The sequence below is a fragment of the Serratia sp. PGPR-27 genome (assembly GCF_022678525.1).
GTDB lineage: Bacteria > Pseudomonadota > Gammaproteobacteria > Enterobacterales > Enterobacteriaceae > Serratia > Serratia nematodiphila.
This window is the reverse complement of record NZ_JALBYS010000023.1, coordinates 44,999-63,498: the sequence shown is the minus strand read 5'-3', so window position 1 is coordinate 63,498 and position 18,500 is coordinate 44,999. Positions and strand designations below refer to the sequence as shown.

Below are 18,500 nucleotides of genomic sequence, written 5' to 3'. Positions count from 1 at the left end.
ACGGTATGCGGGCTCAGAAATGAAGGACAGGGCTTGCTGGATACCCGAAAGAAGCAAGCGCCTCTTTTTTAAAACAAAAGAGGCGCTTGTTCAATACGCATTCAGATGTAGCGGCAACGCTTAGACGTACAGGTAGATCGCCATGAAGTGGCAGGCGCTGCCGCCGAGCACGAAGCCGTGCCAGATGGCGTGGCCAAAGCGAATGCGCTTGGAAGCGTAAAAAATCACGCCCAGGGTATAGACCACCCCACCGATCGCCAGCAGCGTGACGCCGCCGGCCTCCAGCCGCGTGACCAGCTGATAAATCACGATCAGCGACAGCCAGCCCATCGTCAGGTAGGTCACCAGTGACAGAGCTTCAAAACGGTGGGCGAAGGCCAGTTTGAACAGCACGCCGAGCAGCGCCAACCCCCAGATTACCGCCATCAGGCCCTTCGCCAGCGGCGAATCCAGCCCTACCAGCAAGAACGGGGTGTAAGTGCCGGCAATCAGGAGATAAATGGCGCAGTGGTCAAATTTTTTCAGCCAATGCTTGGCCTTTTGATGCGGGATCGCATGGTACAGCGTAGAAGCGAGAAACAGCAGGATCATGCTGCCGCCGTACAGGCTGTAACTGGTGATGGCCGTCGCATCGGCGCCGGTATTCACCGCCTGCACCAGCAGCAACACCAGGCCGACAATACCGAACACCAGCCCGATGCCGTGGCTGATGCTGTTGGCGATCTCTTCCGCCCACGGATAAGCCGCGGTGACAATCTTATTGTTCCCGGCTTTCACTACGTCCGTTTTCCCCATAACGCGCAACCCCTCAAAATGCCCTGCTTTGTGCGAAATTAACGCAAAGCAGATTAACTGAGAATAATTCCAGTGTACACGTGTACGCTAAAATAAAAATGTGAACGCGTGTAACCATCGAAATCCCCCGCCCGCTGGTCTACAATCGTCAGGCTTCAACCCACCCACCTTGAGGTTTACACCATGTCATCCGCTGTACCCGCGTTAGATTTCGGTTCAATGACCCAGGCCATCCAGTTCCTGATGGAAATCGATAAGTTGAAAGGCGTGCAACGCCGCACCAAGGTACTGGGCACCCAGCGCCAGGAAAACTCCGCCGAACACAGCTGGCATTTCGCCATCGCCGCCATGAGCCTGGCGCCCTACGCCGGTGATGACGTAGACATTCAGCGCGTGATCCAGATGGCGCTGCTGCATGACATCGTGGAAATCGACGCCGGCGACGTGCTGGTCTACGATCTGGCGGCCCGCGCGGCGATCCACGATCAGGAAGTGGCGGCGGCGCGCCGTCTGTTCGGCATGTTGCCGGAGGCTCAGCGCGAGTATTTCACCGCTTTATGGCAGGAATATGAAGACGGCGAAAGCGCCGATGCGCGCTTTGCCTTACTGCTGGATCGCACCATGCCGATGCTGATGAATCTGCACAATGAAGGCCAGAGCTGGGTAGAAAACGGCATCAGCCTGGAGCAGGTGCTGGCGCGCAATGCGTCGATCGCCGACGTACACCCCGAGCTGTGGCACCATATGGAGCAACATCTGCGGGACGCGCAGCGCAAAGGCTGGTTGAAGTAAGGGAGCCGGGCTGCCGCCTCTGCGCCGCAGCCCGTCAACGTCAAGCGAACGCCTGCTGGCGTTCCAACGCCTCCTCATAACTCGGCATCGATCCCGCCGCCCCGGCGCGTTCCACGCAGACCGCCGCGTAGGCGGCGGCGAAGCGCGCCGCATCGGCTAACGGCACCTGATTCGCCAGCTGCGCCGCCAGAGCGCCGTTAAACGCATCCCCCGCGCCGGTGGTGTCTTTCGGCTGCGCCGGAAACGCCGGGATCAGCTCACTGTGTTCCCCGTCCGAGAACAACGCCCCCTGCGTGCCCAAGGTCACGATCAGCAAACGAATGCCCTTGGCGTGCAGCACCTGCGCCGCCTGGCGCGCCGAAGCCACATCCCGCACCGGCACGCCGGTCAGCAATGTGCATTCGGTGGCGTTGGGCGTCAGCAGATCGACCTGCGCCAACAGGCTGTCCGGCACCGGCTGAAACGGCGCCGGGTTGAGAATGATGAACGTCCGCGCCTCGCGGGCGATGGCAATCACTTGTTCGATCGCCGGCAGGTTGTTCTCCAACTGGGTCAACAGAATATCCGCCGCGGCGATCGCCGGGCGGCACTGGCGCACCTCGTCCTCGCTGACCGTCAGGTTGGCGCCGGGATCGACGGCGATCATGTTCTCCGCATCCTCGCCGGCAACGTAGATAAGCGCATTGCCGGTCGGGCAATCGCCGGTCGAGAACAGCGTCACCGCATCGAAGCCGGCCGCGGCGAGATGACGCCGGGCGAAGGTGCCGAAGTCGTCGCGCCCCACCTTGCCGATATAATGCACCCGCGCCCCGGCGCGCAGCGCGGCGGTGGCCTGGTTGGCGCCCTTGCCGCCCGCCCCCATCATACTGTTACGGGCGATCAGCGATTCGCCGGGCTGCGGAAACCGCGCCATGCCGGCGACGATATCCAGGTTGAACGAACCGAACACGCAGACTTTGCCTTTCATTGCTGGTACTCCCTGCTCAATTGGAGGTGGCGCCGGGCGGCCAGACAGGCGCCTTTGCTGCCGGTTTCATCGGTCAGGCGGCTGATGGAGATCGCCAATCCCTGTGCCGGCTGGGGCCCGCGCAGATGACGGCGGATCTCTTGCTCCAGCCGCGCCAACGGAAAACCGCTCATGGCGATCACGCCGCCACCCAGGATCAGCCGTTGGGGGTCGATCACGTTCATTTCGATGGCGATGGTCTGCGCCAATCGTTCAACGAAACGCTGCAAATCAGGATGATCGCCATGGCGTTCGAACAGACGGTCGAACGGCGTTTGCGCCGCGTTGGCGCGCGCCCAGCCGGTCAGCCAATGGCCGGAGGTCAAACTCTCGACGCAGCCCCGTTTGCCGCACGGGCACTCGCCCAGATGGCCCGGCCAGGGAATGTGCCCCAGCTCGCCGGCGGCGCCATGCGCCCCGTGGTAAAAATCGCCGTTCAGCCACAGGCTGTTGCCCATGCCGGTGCCCAGATACAGCCCTACCGCCACCTGCGGCAGCGTCGGCAGCTGCTGCAAATCCCACCACAGCAGATGGTTGACGTCCTTGTCCATTCGCACCGGCAGCGCCAGCAAATCGGCCAACAGCGCCGCCACCGGCTGGGCATCCAGCGCCGGGATAAACGGCAGCGACAGCACCCGCGAGCGATCGCGGCTGAGGATCCCCGGCAGCCCCAGCATCACCTGCGCCACCTGACGATCCTCACAATGCCGGGCGATAAGATCGCCCAACGTCGCCAGCGGATCGGCCTGCTGTGCCCAGTCGGCGGTCGCTATCTTGCGGTAAGCGCTAAACTCGCCGTCATCATCCATCAACAGCAGGCGGGTATTGGTGCCGCCAACGTCAACGCCAAGAAAATGCTGCATCATGTCCCCCGCCTCAGGCCGCCTGCCGCATCTGATCCAGCATTTTTTCCCATGCCGCCTCCAGATCCGGATCGAGATTGAACAACCCGGAGCTGCCGACGATCAACACTTCCGCGCCGGCGCCCATCAGATCGCGGTAGGTGCGCTGGTTGCAGGATCCGTCGATCTCGATCAGATAGCGCAGATTTTGTTGGTTTTTCAGATCGCGCAACTGGCGGATCTTGTCCAGCATTTCGGGAATGAACGGCTGCCCGGCATAGCCCGGATCGACGGTCATCACGGTGACTTTATCCAGCAGGTGAAGGTAGTGGCGGATAAACTCCACCGGCGTGGCGGGGTTCAGCACCACCCCCACTTTTTTGCCCAGCGCGCGAATTTGATTGATTACCCGGAACGCGTCACGGTTGATGGTTTCGGCGTGCGGGCAGATAAAGTCCGCCCCGGCGCGGGCGATAGGGTCGATAAAATCGGTTGGGTTCTCCACCATCAAATGCACGTCCAGCAGCAACGAGGTGTGCGGCCGGATCTGTTCGATAAAGAACGGCGATAGCGTGATGTTTTTAACGTAGTGCCCGTCCATGATGTCGATATGCAGCATATCGGCGCGGCGATTCAGCACCGCCAATTGCTGCCGGATATCCATCAGGTTCATGCACATCAGTGAAGGTGAAATCTGGTATTTCATTAGCGTTATCCTGCGCAAAAGGGAAAAGGGATCAGTGGCCCGCCGCGATTCTCGCCTGGGCCGCGCTGCGGCGCATCGCCCGCCGCTGCCGATAGCGATGGCGGAAAAACTTCAGCGCCAGCACCGCGATCAGCACCGCGCCCCACATCGCCAGACTGAAATGCGGGCTGACGTTCATCAGGTTCAAACCGGTCGCGATCACCTGCAGCACGATCAGCGCCAGCACCACGCCGCTGACCCGGCCAAAACCGCCGAACGGATCGGTGCCGCCCAGTATGATCGCCAGCACCGTGAGCAACAGGTAGGAGTCGCCGTAACCCATGCGCGCCGAGTTGAAGCGCGCCATCATCACCAGCCCGGCAATGACGCACAGCAGGCTGGAGAGGGTGTAAATGGCGATCAACACCCGATGGGTATTCACGCCGCTGAAGTGGGTGGCGTTGATGTTGCTGCCGCTCATGTAGATGCATTTGCCGAGCCGGGTTTTCTGCAAGAACAGCGCCAGCAAGGCGGCGACCACCAGGAAGATCCACAGCGGTACCGGCACGCCCAGCACGCGCTCGGCGCCGATAAACCGCACGATCTCCGGCATGCCGCTCAGGGCCGCGCCGCGCGTCAGGTAAATGCCGATGCCGTTGACCGTCGTCATGGTGGCCAGCGTCACCAGAATCGGATGCGCGCCGACGTAGGCCACCAACGCGCCGGTCGCCGCGCCGATAAGCCCGGCCAACAGCATCGCCGCCGCCAGCGCCAACGCCAGCCACAGCGCCTGCAAGCCCAGCCCGGCATCCGCCGGCAGGTAGCTGATGAACAGCCAGGCCATCAGCAGGCTGGTCAGGTTGGCGCTGGCGATAATGCACAGGTTCAGGCCACCGCTGAGGATTGGGATGAACATCGCCAGCGTCAGCAGGCCCAGCTCCGGCAGCTGGAAGGCCACGCTGGTGAAGGTGGCGCCGCTGAAGAAGCGCCCCGGCATCAGCAGGCTAAAGGCCAGCACCACCGCCAGCAGCAATGCCAGCAGACCGACGGCGACCCCGTCCGGACGAAATTTCAGGTTGTTGCCCATCAGGCGCTCCTCAGGCGAAACCGACGTCGGTTTCTTTGCGTTTCTTGTAGTGAGTGACGGTGATCGCCGCGACGATCACCAGACCGATCACCACGTTCATGAAGTAGCTGGACACGCCGATCAGGTTGAGGCCGTTTTTCAGCACGCCGATCAGGAAGACGCCCATCAGCGTGCCGACCACGCTGCCCTTGCCGCCGTTCAGGCTGGCGCCGCCCAGCACCGCCGCCGCCAGCACGTCGAGCTCCCCGCCCACCAGCGCGTTGGGCACCACTTCCCCCATGCGGTACACCTGCACCAGGCCGCCGATCGCCGCCATCGCGCCCAGATAGCCATAGGCGAACAAATGCAGCAGGCCAACGCGGATGCCGATGCGCCGCGCCGATTCCGCATCACCGCCCACGGCAAACAGCTGGCGCCCGAGGTGCGTTTTGTTCAGCAGCAGCCAGGTCAGCAGCGCCACCGCCAGCATCACCAGCGTCGGCAAACCGAGCTGATAGCTCTGCTCATCCAGCTGGAACGGCAGCACGCTGCGCGGCAGCGTCCACCAGTCCGGCAATGCGTACAGGCTGCGGCCGTTGGTCAGCCACATCAGCATGCCGAACAACAACGCCTGCATGCTGATGGTGACGATGATCGAGACGATGCGCAGGCAGTAGATCAGCAGCGCGTTGACCATGCCCAGCGCGGCGCCGATCGCCAACGCCAGCAGAATGCTGCCCGCCGGGCTGGCCAGGCCGTAGTGGGTCGCCAGCGTGGCGATCAGGTACTGCACCACCGAGGCGACTGCGGCGAAGGAGATATCGATGCCGCCGGTCACCAGCACTACAAACAGGCCGAGGGCGAAAATACCGCTCACCGCATAGCTTTCGCTGAGATCGAGCAGGTTTTGCACCGTTAAAAACCGATCGCTGAGCAGTGAAAAGACCATGACCGTCAGCAGCAGCACCCAGGCCAGATAGCCTTCGTTGCCGCGCGGTTTCAGACTGAATCTACGCATTGACCGCCTCCGCGAGCTGTTGCTGGCTCACCTGCCCCGGCAGGTATTCGCCGATCACGCTGCCGCCGCTGAAGTGCAGCACCCGATCGCAGTTGTAATACACCTCCGGCACCTCGTCGGAGATCAGCAAAATGGCGATCCCCTCCTGCGCCAGCAGATGGATCAGTTGGTAGATGCTGGCCTTGGCACCGACGTCGACGCCGACGGTCGGCGAGTCGAGGATCAAGATCCGCGGCTGGGTCAGCACCCACTTGGCCAGCACGATCTTTTGCTGATTGCCGCCGGACAGCGTCGAAACCGCCTGATCCGGATCCGCCACCCGCACGCCGAGCTTGGCGATCCACTCCGCGACGATGCGATTCTTGCGGTAGTCGTCGATCAGGCGAAAACGCCCGCGCAGCTTATCGAGAATGGTCAGCACCGCGTTATCCGCCACCGACTGTTGCTGCACCAGACCCAGCGTCAGGCGATCCTCCGAGACGTAGCCGATGCCGGCCTTGATCGCGTCCTCATGGCCGCGAAAGCGCACCGGTTTGCTGTCGAGGTAGAGTTTGCCGCTGTCCGGCCGGGTCATGCCGAACAGGCTCAGCGCCAGCTCGGTACGCCCGGAGCCGAGCAGCCCGCACAGACCGAGCACCTCCCCCTGATGCAGACGGAAACTCACATCCTGATACTGCCCAGCGCGGCTCAGGCGATCCGCCTCCAGCATCACCCGATCCTTATTCAGGCTGGGCGCTTTCAGGTGATAGTCCAGCTTCAGACCGGTCATCAGCTCGGTCAGACGATCGCCGGTGATCTCCGCCGCCGGCCAGGTGCCGACTTTGTTGCCGTCGCGGATCACCGTGACGCGATCCGAGATCTCCAGCACCTCGTCCAGCCGGTGGCTGACGAACACCACGCAGATGCCCTGCGCTTTCAGATAGTCCACCGTGCGCAGCAGTTGGTTGACCTCGGTGCGGGTCAGCGAAGCGGTCGGTTCGTCCATGATCACCAGCCGCGCCTGCGCCACCAGCGCGCGGCAGATCGCCACCTGTTGGCGCTGCGCGATCGGCAGCTCCGCCACCCGTTTGTCGAGATCCAGATTGAAACTCAGCGATTGCAGCTGGCGTTCGGCGGCGCGCCGCAGCCGCGCCGGGCGGTGCCAACCCAGCAACCCGCGCAGGTTGTGTTCGAAGGCGATGTTTTCCGCCACCGTCAGGTTGGGAAACAGCGACAGATCCTGATAGATCACCTGAATGCCGAAGGCGCGCGCCTGATCCGGCGACAGCCGGCCGAAGGTTTGCCCATCGAGGGTAATGCGGCTGCCGTCGTCCGGTTGATAGACGCCGGCGATCGCCTTGATCAGCGTGCTCTTGCCGCAGCCGTTGGTGCCGGCCAGACAGTGCACCTCCCCCGGCATCAGCGCCAATGAAATATCGTTCAGCGCACGCTGCCCGCCAAAGGTCATCGACAGCTGTTGCAGTTCGATAAGCGGCGCGCCCTGCGTTGCCGTATTGCCGGAAATCGCCATAATTACAGCCCCATCTTCACCAGCTTCGGCAGGTTTTGCTTATCCAGGCTTTCGGTGGCGTTGCCGAGAATGGTGTGCTGCTGCGCATCCACCTGCACCTTGCCCATGCCTTCGATGGTCATGCCGTCGGTGATTTTCTCCCCCTTGTGCATCATGTCGGCGATGCGCACGAACACTTCGCCGGCCACCATCGGATTCCAGATATAACCGCCCTTGATGGCGCCGCGATTGACCAGCGAAGCGCCCTGGCCCGGGCTGAACGGCCCGATGACGCAGATATCGTTGCTTTTGCCGCGGTTGAGCACCGCGCGCCCGGCGCCGATCGGCCCCTGCGAGCCGAACGCCAGCACGCCTTTCAGATCGGGATACTTGGCCATCAGATCGTTGGTGGTGCGCACGCTGTCATCCAGCGATTCCCCCACGCCGAACTTGTCGCCCACCAGTTGCATGTTCGGGTAGTGCTGCTTCTGGTAGTTGATGGCCGAGTCCGACCAGGTGATGTGCAGCGGCACCGTCAGGCTGCCGACGTATACCGCGTACTTGCCCTGCTCTTTCATGCAGGCGGCCAGTGCTTTCATGTGGTTGACCCCGTGCTGCGAGGCGTCCACCAGCTCAAAATCCCAGTCGGCGTACTTCTGGCCGGGGGATTCGTGCACGATCACCTTGATGCCCGCCTCCTGCGCGCGCTTGAGCACCGGCTCCAGCACCCGGGCGTCGTTCGGCACCACGCCGATGATGTCCACCTTCTGCGCGATCAGATCCTCGATGGCGCGCACCTGCAGCGCCGGATCCGCCGCCGTCGGCCCGACCATCCAGGCGTCGATGCCGCGTTTGGCGCTCTCACTTTTGATGCCGGCCTCCATGGCGTTGAACCAGGGAATGCCGCCGATCTTCACCACCACGCCCATTTTCAGCTTGTCCGCCGCCTGCGCGGAGACCGACAGCAGCAGCGAGGCAAACAGACCGACCAGTACGGATTTTTTCATTGTTCTCTCTCCACAAGTGTTGGCTGTAATAAGGGTTTTCATTGTTGTTATCGCGCCGCCCTTTTCGCGGCGGGTGAAACTTCAATCACGTCGACGTTGTTCCAGGCCAGTTCCTGACGAAATTCGTCGTCGCTGAGCCTGTCGGTGATCAGCGTGTCTATTTCCCGGTAATGGCAAATGCGGGCGAACGAGCGGCGGCCGAACTTGTTGCTGTCCACCAGCAGGAACTTGCGTTCCGACGCCAGCAGCATCTGCTGCTTCAGCCGCGCATGGTGCTCATTGCTTTCGCGGATGCCGCCGTCCTGGCAGATGCCGTGGCAGGAGAAAAACAGCTTGTTGATCACGAACTCCTTCAGCATCTGCTCCGCCAGCACGCCGATAAAATCCTCGTACTTGGCGGAATACTCGCCCCCCAGGCCGATGGTGCGCACGTTGGCCTTGCAGGCCAGCGTCTGGATGATGTGCAGCGAGTTGGTCAGCACCACCAGCGAGATATCCGGCAGTTGGCGCGCCAAAAACCAACTGGTGGAACTGCTGTCCAGCAGCAGGCAGTCCCCCGGCGCGATAAATTCCAGCGCGCGTTTGGCAATGCGCGTCTTCTGTTCCGGCGCCTCGTTGCTGCGCTGGCGGAAAGATTCCCCCTGGTCTATCTCGGCGGGCACATAGGTTTTCTCCACCGCCGGCGGCTCGACGAACACCGCGCCACCGTGGCTGCGCAGCAGCAGGCCGCGCCGTTCAAGCAAGGCCAGATCACGCCGCGCCGTCTCGATAGAGATGTGGCACAGCTGCGCCACCTCCTGCACCATCACGCGGCCGCGCTGGCTCAAGACTTCGGTGATAAAGCGATGACGTTCTACAGGCAGCATGTTTATTTTCTCCTCCACAACGTTGATTACGATATCGATTTGCCGCGCCGCGTTTTGCGCGCGGACGCAAAGCGCATCGCCCTGCGATCGGTCAACGATCGCGATGTGATAGTTGTCAAAAAAATCGGGAAGGAAATGAAATGAATAATTACGAAAGTGTGGAGTAACAGGCAGTTATGATGCGCGTACGCCTGAGGTAAACAGGAGAGAAACGGTAAACGGTCACAATTCCACGCTCCGCAGTATGACCGTTAATGACCGTTTGTGTGGTTTTGACCGAGCGTCACAATTAGACCGCCGGCGTTGATAACGCATTACCTGAAAAAACGGCAAAAAAAATCCGGTGAGAACCTCACCGGATCGTTAGCCGCCTGGCACACATTATTCCCCGTGTTCATGCTCTTTCAACATCGCCTCACGCAACACGGCGTTCAGGCGTTTCTGATAGCCTTTGCCTGGCCGCTGAAGCCAGGCCAACACATCCGCATCGATGCGGATGGTTTTCGATACTTTCATCGGTTTATAAAAACGCCCCTGAACCGCAGCCTGCCACTTTTCCTCATCCAGTGCCGGCGCATCGGCATAATCGATGTCCTCGTCCGGCAACGCACTCAGTGAAGCAATTTGCGCTTTCTGCTCCTCCGTCAACGGCGGGAGTACGCTATGGGCCAGATTTTTGGCGGAATTTTTGCGCTTCATCTCTTCCCCTCTCTTTGGCATCGGCCTTGCGTGCTGAAATGATACGCACGATCTCTACTGTATCGCCTTCGACATCCGTTTCGATCGTCGTATGTGCCACCAGCAACAGCAAGCAGGATCCGACCATGCCGATCGTTTGCCAACGTTCTTCTCCACCCTCGATCCTTTCCAACACAGCCAAATGGTTGGGATCCAGAAAAACCCGTTGCGCAATCTCAAAACTGACACGGTGTTTGCGCTGGTTACTGTGATTTTTATCCTGATTCCATTCAAAATAAACATACATTTTTGTAACTACATTTTGATTGTTATTTAATCAAAACACCTCGCATCCAGAGGGATGTCAAAACCCTACGGATGCGTTCAACGCCCGCCTGCGGCCTCGATAAAGGTGCCGGTCACGTAAGATGCGGCGTCAGACAGCAACCAGGCGATCGCCTCCGCCACTTCCTGCGGCTGGCCGCCGCGCTGCATCGGCAAACTGTCCTTCACGCGATCCACCCGGCCAGGCTCGCCGCCGCTGGCGTGCATCTCGGTATAGATGAATCCGGGCCGCACGCCGTTGACGCGAATGCCCTGCGCCGCCACTTCCCGCGATAACCCGATGGTCAGCGTATCGACGGCGCCTTTCGAGGCGGCATAGTCGACGTACTCTCCCGGCGCGCCTAAACGAGAAGCGGCGGAAGACACATTGACGATAGCGCCGCCCTGCCCGCCATGACGCTGCGCCATGCGCTTCACCTCCTCGCGGCAACACAGGAAGTAACCGGTAACGTTGGTGCTGAGCACCTGATTGATGCGCTCGGCGGTCAACTGTTCAATGTTCGCCTGCTGGAACAGAATGCCGGCGTTGTTGACCAGCGCGCTGAGCGTGCCCAGCCCGGCATCCAGTGCGCCGAACATTGCCATCACCTGCGCTTCGTCGGCCACGTCAGCCTGCAATGCCAGCGCCTTACCGCCCTGCGTCTCAATCTCCGCCACCACCTGGCGCGCCGCACTTTCGTCACGCAGGTAATTCACGCCCACCGCATAGCCCTGCCGGGCCAGCAGCAAAGCGGTCGCGCGGCCAATTCCCCGGCTTGCGCCGGTTACCAATGCCACTTTCGTCATCGTATTTTTTCTCTGGTTGGCGATATAAAAATAACGGCCTGCGCACAGGCTCCCCGTTTGCCAGTCAGAGTATAGAGCGGCGCTCTAGAAAACGCTTCAGAGCTGAGCCAGGCGACGCAGCAGCTTTTTAATCCGATATTTCGCGCAGCCGGAGGCGTCCGTTACCGCCACCTGATGGCCCCGCTGCAAACCGGAAGCATGCAGGCCTTTGTGAGCAGGGCTGTGCACATCGCCGCGAAACGACAGCATCAACAGCACGAGCAGCATCGCCACGCCTGAATACATCAGCCGCCGCGAGGCGCTCGCGAGCGGGGAACCGTCAGTCTGCATGTTTCGCTCCCTCAGCCATGATTTCGAATGGCAGCAAAATAACTGAAATCCCCCCTCGTTCCCTTAACGCGAGATTAAAGCCAGATTAAGGTTTGCTTAAGAACGTGCAGGCAGCGCAGGTTTCCCCGTTGTCTTCCCGTCAGCGTTATAGTTAGATAAGCGCGACTCAAGGCTCTCAGCGGAAATAACGTGAACATACTGTTGGTGGAAGACGACCTGCAATTAGGCAAGGCGCTGTGCCGAGCATTGGAGCTGGCCGGCTTTAATTTGTGCTGGGTGCGCCTGCTCGTCGACGCGGAAAATAAACTTTCATCCGGCGGGTTCGATTTGATGCTGCTGGATCTCACGCTGCCGGACGGTGACGGTTTGCAGAGGCTGATCGCCTGGCGCGCCGCTGGGCAAAATATCCCGATCATCATCCTGACCGCCCGCGACCGCATTGAAAGCCTGGTGAACAGCCTGGATTCCGGCGCGGACGACTTTCTGGCCAAACCCTTTGCGCTGCCCGAACTCATCTCGCGCGTCAAGGCGGTCAACCGGCGCATGGCGGGCTTCGCGTCACAAACCTGGAGCCTCGGCGCGCTGTATCTCGATCCGGTCAACCATCAGGTCATGCTGGATAACGAACTGCTGATGCTGTCGAAAAAAGAGTATCACCTGCTGCACGAACTGATGCGTTGCGCCGGCACCGTGGTGCGCAAAGCGGTGTTGGAACAGCGGCTGTTCGGCCACGGCGACAGCGTGGAAAGCAACTCGCTGGAAGTGCACATGCATAATTTACGGCGCAAGATCGGTAAAGAAAGAATTATTACCGTACGCGGCATTGGTTATTTGCTGAAGAAAGAGTAGCGGAATGATCGGTTTCAAATCCTTCTTTATGCGCACCATTATTTTCCAGGTGCTGGCCATTTTATTATTGTGGGGGCTCCTCGTCGCCTGGGTGAAATATTGGTATTACCCCGACATGGAGAAATATTTCGATAATCAGCAACGCATCGTCGCTGCAGGCATCGCCAATATTCTCGACGAAACCGGCACTGACCATATCGATTACCGCGGCATCATCAAGACCATTGAAGGCATGTACATTGATTCCATCAATAACGGCATGCAGGACGAAATCGACTATCACCCGCTGTTTGTGGTTTACGATCGAGACAACCGGGTGCTTTACAGTTCGCAAACGCAGGGAGAGCCGCTGCGCCTGCCGCCTTCGGTGCTGTCCGGCTCGGTCAATTACGCCGGCGCCAACTGGCATCTCGCCGGCAGCTGGAGCGAGAATCGCCAGTACCGGGTGATCGTCGGCGAATCGTTCAACGATCGCACCACGCTGTTCGGCAACCCGGCGGAGAGCACCGCCGTACCGCTGCTGGGCATTCTGGCGGCCATCATCATCACCTTGCTGTTTACCGCCTATTTCAGCCTGCGGCCGCTGCGCCAGATCGCCCGCACCATTTCCGATCGTCAGCCCGGCAATCTGTCGCCGATCAACGTCAGCGAACAGTATCAGGAAATCCGGCCGGTGGTGATGGAGGTCAACAAACTGATGGCGCGCATCGACGCCGCCAATCAGCGCGAGAAACGATTTATGGCCGACGCCGCGCATGAGCTGCGCACGCCGATCGCCGCCGTGCTGGCGCAGCTGCATTTGCTGACCCAGGTCAGCGAGCAGCAGGAGCGCCGGGAAATCATCGGCGACATGCAACAAGGGCTGGATCGGGCGGCGTCGCTGTCGCGCCAGCTGATCAACCTGGCCAAACTGGAGGCGGAAGATTTTCCGCTGAAGATTGAGGCGGTGGATATCTATGCGGAGATCGGCAAATGCATCGCGCAGCACGTTCCCTATGCATTGGAAAAGGATGTCGAACTGTCGCTCGACGGCAGCGAGGAGGTGGTGGTGAGTACCGACCGCCATGCGCTGATCGCCATCTTCACCAATCTGCTGGACAATGCGCTCAAATACGCGCCGCCCGGCAGCCGCATCGAAGCCAATATCCGCTCGCTGGCGCCGCTCGGCTGCTATATTACGTTGCGCGACAACGGCCCCGGGGTGAGCGAAGAGCACCTTCCGCGCCTGTTTGAGCGCTTTTACCGCGTGCCCGGCACGCAACAGACCGGCAGCGGGCTGGGATTGGCCATCGCCCGCAACCTGGCCGACAAAATCGGCGCGCAGCTGCGCGTCACCGAAGGCCTCGACGATCGCGGCATCGGCTTTATCATCGATTTGCCGGAAAGTTACCGGCCACAGATTGAGAGTTAACCACGAGCATGATCGCCCCTGTACTGCTGCAACGGCAGCAACTCGACCGGCTGTGGGATATCGACCGCAGCGAAATTATCGACACCCTGTATCGCCTGCAGGACGGCAAGCTGCACCCCTACCCGGACTACTACGATGTGCGCGGCTGGGATCCGCACGATCGGGAAACCTATACGCCGATCCACGAAGCGTGCTTCGATCGCGGCGGCGCGTTCTTCGCGCTGTTCGAAGGCGAGGATATCGTGGCAGCGGCGGCGCTGGACACCGAACCACGCGGCCCGCGGCAAGATCTGCGCCAATTGCTGTTCTTTTACGTCAGCGCGCACCAACGCGGCCAGGGGTTAGGCAAGCAGCTGTTCCAGCTCTGCCTGCGGCAGGCGGCGCAAGAAGGCGCCGCCGGGCTGTACGTCTCCTCCATTCCCAACAAAAGTACCGTAGACTTCTATCTGGCGCAGGGCTGCCGGCTCATCGAACAGCCGGATACCGAATTGTTCGCCCGTGAGCCGGAGGACATTCACCTGGTCTGCCTCTGCCGCTAGCGGCCGGGGATTAACGGGCGATGCGTATCACCGAACGCACGTCGCTTTTCTTGTTCAGATCCCACACCTCGTTGATATCCGCCAACGCGTGCTCCTGCGTCTCGATAGTGAGCGCTCCGGTCGCCGCCAGCGCCAAAATCTCGGTCGCGTAGCGCTGCATCTCCGGGATCGGCGGGAAGTTGCCGGTGCCGCTGCCGAGGATCTGCAGCTGATTGCTGCGCAGCACCGCCGCCGGCAGCCGGATGTCCGGCGCGGCCATCGAGCCGACGTTGACCAAGCGAATGCCGCGCCCCCCGGCGTAAGACGAGAGATCGTGATTATTGAGCGTCGCCAGCAGCGCTTCGGTCGCCGGGCCCCAGATGTAATCGACAATCACCTGATAACCACCCGGCCCCGCCGCCGCCGCGAAGGCCTGCGCCAGCGCCTCGCCCTGCAGGCTCAGATCCACCGTGGCGTCCACACCCAACGCCTCCAGCACGCTCAGGCGCCGACCGGCGGCAACGATGCGCCCGGCTCCCGCCTGACGCGCCGCTGCAACCGCCAGTTTGCCCGAGGTGCCGGTAGCGCCGATGATCAGCACCGTTTCACCAGGCTGCAGATCCGCTCGCCAACGCAGCGGCAGCCAGGCGGCGAAGGCCGGATTGATCAGCGCCGCCGCCGTGGCGTCGTCCACCGCCTCCGGCACCGGCACCGTCCATGACGCGACGCTGCGCTCTGCCATCGCGCCGTAAGGGCGACGGAAAGAGGCGAAGTACACCCGTTGCCCGTCCGCCGTGCGGCCCACGCCGTCGGTGCCGGGCACGATCGGCAATTGCTTCGGGCTGGAATAATGAGTGCCGGCGACGGTGGCGCGATCCAGCTGCTTGATGCCGGCCGCCAGAACGTCGATCGGCACTTCATTCGCCTGCGCCTGAGGCTCCTCAAAGGTGCCGAAAACCGGGGCTTGCCCCAGCGCTGTTACGATTGCCGCTTGCATGATGACTCCTCAAATCGTGGGAACGTACCGGAAAGAATAGGCCGCGATAAAATAAAAAGGGACACCGCATCATGCGGTGTCCCCCAAACACAAACTTTGCCGAACGTGTTATTCGTAATCGCTCATCGGCACGCAAGAGCAGAACAGGTTACGGTCGCCGTACACGTCGTCCAGACGCTTAACGCTCGGCCAGTACTTGTTCTCGCGTACGCCGGCCACCGGGAACACCGCCAGCTCGCGGCTGTACGGGTGCTGCCAGTCGTTGACCAGCTCCGCCTGCACGTGCGGCGCATTCACCAGCGGGTTGTCTTCCAGCGGCCATTCGCCTTTGGCGACGCGGTCGATTTCGCTGCGGATCGCCAGCATCGCATCGATAAAGCGATCCAGCTCCACCTTGCTTTCCGACTCGGTCGGCTCGACCATCAGCGTGCCCGCCACCGGGAACGACATGGTCGGCGCGTGGAAACCGAAGTCGATCAGGCGCTTGGCGATGTCCATTTCGCTGATGCCGGTCTCTTCCTTCAGCGGACGAATATCGAGGATGCATTCGTGCGCCACACGGTGATCGCGGCCGGTATACAGAATCGGGTACGCGTCTTTCAGACGGGTAGCGATGTAGTTGGCGTTCAGGATCGCCATCTGACTGGCCTGCTTCAGGCCCTCCGCGCCCATCATGCGGATGTACATCCAACTGATAGGCAGGATGGAGGCGCTGCCGAACGGCGCCGCGGAGACCGCGCCCTGCTGGGTGGTCACGCCGTCGATCTGCACCACGCTGTGGCCCGGCACGAACGGCGCCAGGTGCGCTTTCACGCCGATAGGGCCCATGCCCGGGCCGCCGCCGCCGTGCGGAATGCAGAAGGTTTTATGCAGGTTGAGGTGCGAAACGTCTGCGCCGATGTAGCCAGGCGTGGTGATGCCCACCTGGGCGTTCATGTTGGCACCGTCGAGATACACCTGACCGCCGAACTGATGCACGATCTGGCATACTTCACGGATGGTTTCTTCATACACGCCGTGGGTCGACGGGTAGGTCACCATGATGCAAGAGAGTTCTTCGCCTGCCTGCTCCGCCTTGACGCGCAGATCGTGCAGATCGATGTTGCCGTTCTTGTCGCAGGCGACCACCACCACGCTCATGCCCGCCATCTGGGCGGAGGCCGGGTTGGTGCCGTGCGCCGAGCTTGGGATCAGGCAGACATGACGGCCCGCTTCATTACGGCTTTCGTGGTAGCGGCGGATCGCCAGCAGGCCGGCGTATTCGCCCTGCGCGCCGGAGTTCGGCTGCATGCACACCGCGTCATAGCCGGTCAGCTGCACCAGCCACTGAGACAGTTGGCCGATCATCTGCTGGTAACCGGCCGCCTGCTCCGGCGGGCAGAACGGGTGCAGTTCGGAGAATTCAGGCCAGGTGATCGGGATCATTTCCGCCGCGGCGTTCAATTTCATGGTGCAGGAACCCAGCGGGATCATCGCCTGGTTCAGCGCCAGATCCTTACGCTCCAAGCGATGCATGTAACGCATCATCTCGGTTTCGCTGTGATAGCGGTTGAATACCGGGTGGGTCAGGATCGGATCCTGGCGCAGCATGGCGGCCGGGATCGATTGACTGTTTTTGCTCACCGCCGCGTCCAGCGCGTCGATGTCCAGACCGTGATTGTCGCCGGCCAGCAGTGCGAACAGCGTTTGCACGTCTTCACGCGAGGTGGCTTCATCCAGCGTGATGCCCACGGCGCCGTGGATGTCGGTACGCAAGTTGATGCCGAAGCTCAGCGCACGTTCCAGCACGGCGGCCTTGTCTTTCACTTCAACGGTCAGGGTGTCGAACCAGGTGTTGTGGCGCAGCGTCAGGCCGGCCTTCTGCAGCCCGGCGGCCAGGATGTCGGTCAGGCGGTGGATGCGCCCGGCGATGCGCTGCAGCCCTTGCGGGCCGTGATACACCGCATACAGACTGGCGATGTTGGCCAGCAGCACCTGCGAAGTACAGATATTCGAGTTGGCTTTCTCGCGGCGGATATGCTGCTCGCGGGTCTGCATCGCCATGCGCAGCGCGGTGTTGCCGGCGGCATCGCGGGAAACGCCGATGATGCGGCCCGGCATCGAGCGCTTGAACTCGTCGCGGCAGGCGAAGAAGGCGGCGTGCGGGCCGCCGTAGCCCATCGGCACGCCGAAGCGCTGCGCGGAGCCGAACACCACGTCGGCGCCCTGCTTGCCCGGCGCGGTCAGCAGCACCAGGGCCATGATGTCGGCGGCCACGCTGGTGATGATTTTGCGCGATTTCAGTTCAGCCAGCAGCGCGCTGTAGTCGTGCAGTTCACCGGTGGAGCCCACCTGTTGCAGCAGCACGCCGAACACGCCGTCCAGCTCCAGCACTTTTTCCGCTTTATCGACGATGACGTCGAAGCCGAAGGTTTCGGCGCGGGTGCGCACCACGTCCAGCGTCTGCGGATGCACGTCGTCAGCCACGAAGAAGCGGTTGGCGTCTTTCAGCTTGCTGGCGCGTTTGGCCAACGCCATCGCCTCGGCGGCGGCGGTGGCTTCATCCAGCAGCGATGCGGAGGCCAGATCCAGGCCGGTCAGATCGAGGGTCACGGTCTGGAAGTTCAGCAGCGCTTCCAGACGGCCCTGCGACACTTCCGGCTGATAAGGGGTGTAGGCTGTGTACCAGCCCGGGTTTTCCAGCATATTGCGCAGGATCACCGGCGGCGTCAGCACGGCGCTGTAGCCCATGCCGATATAGGATTTGTAGCGCTGATTCTGCGAGGCGATCGCCTTCAGCTCAGCCAGCGCCTGGTGTTCGGTCGCCGCGTCGCCAACCGGCGGCGGCCCCGGCAGCTGAATGTCCGCCGGCACGATCTGTTGGATCAGCGCGCTGAGCGAGCGAGCGCCCACCGCTGCCAGCAACTCCTGGCGTTGTTCCGCAGAAGAGCCGATGTGGCGTTCGATGAACGCTTCGCTGTGTTCGAGTTGGCTGAGTGTCTGAGTCATTGCTACAAATTCCTGAATGCTTGCGTGATACG

General features: G+C 61.5%; 19 protein-coding genes. 4 read left to right on the top strand and 15 right to left on the bottom strand.

What is annotated here, in order from left to right:
• Nucleotides 1-120: 120 nt before the first annotated feature.
• Entirely contained in the window at nt 121-795 is a 675-nt protein-coding gene (locus MMS95_RS14295; protein ID WP_021505704.1) for a hemolysin III family protein, read from the bottom strand.
• Nucleotides 796-978: 183 nt separating this feature from the next.
• Between MMS95_RS14295 and MMS95_RS14290 the strand changes: the two genes are divergently transcribed.
• Nucleotides 979-1,587 carry an HD domain-containing protein gene (locus tag MMS95_RS14290; protein ID WP_033632167.1) on the top strand — a complete coding sequence of 203 codons (609 nt, stop codon included), beginning with the start codon at nt 979-981 and terminating at the stop codon, nt 1,585-1,587.
• Nucleotides 1,588-1,627: 40 nt separating this feature from the next.
• Here MMS95_RS14290 and rbsK read toward each other — a convergent pair whose 3' ends face one another.
• The 12 genes from rbsK to MMS95_RS14230 all read right to left on the bottom strand — a co-directional run bounded on the left by rbsK (nt 1,628) and on the right by MMS95_RS14230 (nt 11,705).
• A complete protein-coding gene (gene rbsK / locus MMS95_RS14285; protein WP_021505706.1) occupies nt 1,628-2,554 on the bottom strand; it encodes a ribokinase in 927 nt (308 codons plus the stop codon).
• A complete protein-coding gene (alsK, locus tag MMS95_RS14280) occupies nt 2,551-3,459 on the bottom strand; it encodes an allose kinase (RefSeq protein ID WP_242141813.1) in 909 nt (302 codons plus the stop codon). Before alsK ends, rbsK begins: the two co-directional genes overlap by 4 nt.
• 10 nt (nt 3,460-3,469) lie before the next feature.
• Nucleotides 3,470-4,141 (bottom strand): D-allulose 6-phosphate 3-epimerase, encoded by a 672-nt coding sequence (gene alsE, locus MMS95_RS14275; RefSeq protein ID WP_242141797.1) that lies wholly within the window; start codon nt 4,139-4,141, stop codon nt 3,470-3,472.
• Between the two features lie 31 nt (nt 4,142-4,172).
• A complete protein-coding gene (locus MMS95_RS14270; protein ID WP_004931662.1) occupies nt 4,173-5,207 on the bottom strand; it encodes an ABC transporter permease in 1,035 nt (344 codons plus the stop codon).
• 10 nt (nt 5,208-5,217) lie between these two features.
• Nucleotides 5,218-6,204, bottom strand: a complete 987-nt coding sequence (locus tag MMS95_RS14265; protein WP_015378975.1) for an ABC transporter permease — start codon at nt 6,202-6,204, stop codon at nt 5,218-5,220.
• Entirely contained in the window at nt 6,197-7,714 is a 1,518-nt protein-coding gene (locus MMS95_RS14260) for a sugar ABC transporter ATP-binding protein (RefSeq protein ID WP_082997434.1), read from the bottom strand. The genes MMS95_RS14265 and MMS95_RS14260 overlap by 8 nt, the downstream gene beginning before the upstream one ends.
• Nucleotides 7,715-7,716: 2 nt before the next feature.
• On the bottom strand, nt 7,717-8,700 hold the full coding sequence (locus MMS95_RS14255; protein WP_025304134.1) for a substrate-binding domain-containing protein: 984 nt from the start codon (nt 8,698-8,700) through the stop codon (nt 7,717-7,719).
• 47 nt (nt 8,701-8,747) lie between these two features.
• Nucleotides 8,748-9,566, bottom strand: a complete 819-nt coding sequence (locus tag MMS95_RS14250; protein WP_004931653.1) for a DeoR/GlpR family DNA-binding transcription regulator — start codon at nt 9,564-9,566, stop codon at nt 8,748-8,750.
• A gap of 381 nt (nt 9,567-9,947) precedes the next feature.
• Nucleotides 9,948-10,265, bottom strand: coding sequence for a BrnA antitoxin family protein (locus tag MMS95_RS14245; RefSeq protein WP_004931651.1), 318 nt, complete (start codon nt 10,263-10,265; stop codon nt 9,948-9,950).
• Entirely contained in the window at nt 10,228-10,551 is a 324-nt protein-coding gene (locus tag MMS95_RS14240) for a BrnT family toxin (protein ID WP_015378978.1), read from the bottom strand. The genes MMS95_RS14245 and MMS95_RS14240 overlap by 38 nt, the downstream gene beginning before the upstream one ends.
• Nucleotides 10,552-10,628: 77 nt before the next feature.
• Entirely contained in the window at nt 10,629-11,375 is a 747-nt protein-coding gene (locus tag MMS95_RS14235) for an SDR family oxidoreductase (protein ID WP_242141796.1), read from the bottom strand.
• Nucleotides 11,376-11,471: 96 nt separating this feature from the next.
• Complete coding sequence (locus MMS95_RS14230; protein ID WP_242141795.1) at nt 11,472-11,705, bottom strand: hypothetical protein; 234 nt, start codon at nt 11,703-11,705, stop codon at nt 11,472-11,474.
• Between the two features lie 189 nt (nt 11,706-11,894).
• Between MMS95_RS14230 and MMS95_RS14225 the strand changes: the two genes are divergently transcribed.
• Genes MMS95_RS14225 through MMS95_RS14215 form a run of 3 tightly spaced genes read left to right on the top strand, consistent with a single transcriptional unit; the run spans nt 11,895 to nt 14,504 of the window.
• Nucleotides 11,895-12,554: a response regulator gene (locus MMS95_RS14225; RefSeq protein ID WP_004931642.1), complete on the top strand. Its 660-nt coding sequence runs from the start codon at nt 11,895-11,897 to the stop codon at nt 12,552-12,554.
• A 4-nt stretch (nt 12,555-12,558) separates the two neighbouring features.
• Nucleotides 12,559-13,965, top strand: a complete 1,407-nt coding sequence (locus MMS95_RS14220; RefSeq protein WP_118891730.1) for an ATP-binding protein — start codon at nt 12,559-12,561, stop codon at nt 13,963-13,965.
• 11 nt (nt 13,966-13,976) lie between these two features.
• On the top strand, nt 13,977-14,504 hold the full coding sequence (locus MMS95_RS14215) for a GNAT family N-acetyltransferase (RefSeq protein WP_242141823.1): 528 nt from the start codon (nt 13,977-13,979) through the stop codon (nt 14,502-14,504).
• Between the two features lie 10 nt (nt 14,505-14,514).
• Here the strand turns inward: MMS95_RS14215 and MMS95_RS14210 are convergent, their stop codons facing one another.
• Together MMS95_RS14210 and gcvP are read right to left on the bottom strand one after the other, a co-directional pair.
• Complete coding sequence (locus MMS95_RS14210; protein ID WP_048324709.1) at nt 14,515-15,480, bottom strand: zinc-binding alcohol dehydrogenase family protein; 966 nt, start codon at nt 15,478-15,480, stop codon at nt 14,515-14,517.
• Nucleotides 15,481-15,588: 108 nt separating this feature from the next.
• On the bottom strand, nt 15,589-18,468 hold the full coding sequence (gcvP, locus tag MMS95_RS14205; RefSeq protein ID WP_082997438.1) for an aminomethyl-transferring glycine dehydrogenase: 2,880 nt from the start codon (nt 18,466-18,468) through the stop codon (nt 15,589-15,591).
• Between the last annotated feature and the right edge of the window lie 32 nt (nt 18,469-18,500).

Coding starts and splice junctions, on each gene's coding strand:
- MMS95_RS14245 (WP_004931651.1), bottom strand. CDS start 10,265: ATGAAGCGCAAAAATTCCGCCAAAAATCTGGCCCATAGCGTACTCCCG.
- MMS95_RS14260 (WP_082997434.1), bottom strand. CDS start 7,714: ATGGCGATTTCCGGCAATACGGCAACGCAGGGCGCGCCGCTTATCGAA.
- MMS95_RS14210 (WP_048324709.1), bottom strand. CDS start 15,480: ATGCAAGCGGCAATCGTAACAGCGCTGGGGCAAGCCCCGGTTTTCGGC.
- MMS95_RS14295 (WP_021505704.1), bottom strand. CDS start 795: ATGGGGAAAACGGACGTAGTGAAAGCCGGGAACAATAAGATTGTCACC.
- alsK (WP_242141813.1), bottom strand. CDS start 3,459: ATGATGCAGCATTTTCTTGGCGTTGACGTTGGCGGCACCAATACCCGC.
- MMS95_RS14230 (WP_242141795.1), bottom strand. CDS start 11,705: ATGCAGACTGACGGTTCCCCGCTCGCGAGCGCCTCGCGGCGGCTGATG.
- MMS95_RS14255 (WP_025304134.1), bottom strand. CDS start 8,700: ATGAAAAAATCCGTACTGGTCGGTCTGTTTGCCTCGCTGCTGCTGTCG.
- rbsK (WP_021505706.1), bottom strand. CDS start 2,554: ATGAAAGGCAAAGTCTGCGTGTTCGGTTCGTTCAACCTGGATATCGTC.
- MMS95_RS14270 (WP_004931662.1), bottom strand. CDS start 5,207: ATGGGCAACAACCTGAAATTTCGTCCGGACGGGGTCGCCGTCGGTCTG.
- MMS95_RS14290 (WP_033632167.1), top strand. CDS start 979: ATGTCATCCGCTGTACCCGCGTTAGATTTCGGTTCAATGACCCAGGCC.
- gcvP (WP_082997438.1), bottom strand. CDS start 18,468: ATGACTCAGACACTCAGCCAACTCGAACACAGCGAAGCGTTCATCGAA.
- alsE (WP_242141797.1), bottom strand. CDS start 4,141: ATGAAATACCAGATTTCACCTTCACTGATGTGCATGAACCTGATGGAT.
- MMS95_RS14250 (WP_004931653.1), bottom strand. CDS start 9,566: ATGCTGCCTGTAGAACGTCATCGCTTTATCACCGAAGTCTTGAGCCAG.
- MMS95_RS14265 (WP_015378975.1), bottom strand. CDS start 6,204: ATGCGTAGATTCAGTCTGAAACCGCGCGGCAACGAAGGCTATCTGGCC.
- MMS95_RS14235 (WP_242141796.1), bottom strand. CDS start 11,375: ATGACGAAAGTGGCATTGGTAACCGGCGCAAGCCGGGGAATTGGCCGC.
- MMS95_RS14240 (WP_015378978.1), bottom strand. CDS start 10,551: ATGTATGTTTATTTTGAATGGAATCAGGATAAAAATCACAGTAACCAG.
- MMS95_RS14220 (WP_118891730.1), top strand. CDS start 12,559: ATGATCGGTTTCAAATCCTTCTTTATGCGCACCATTATTTTCCAGGTG.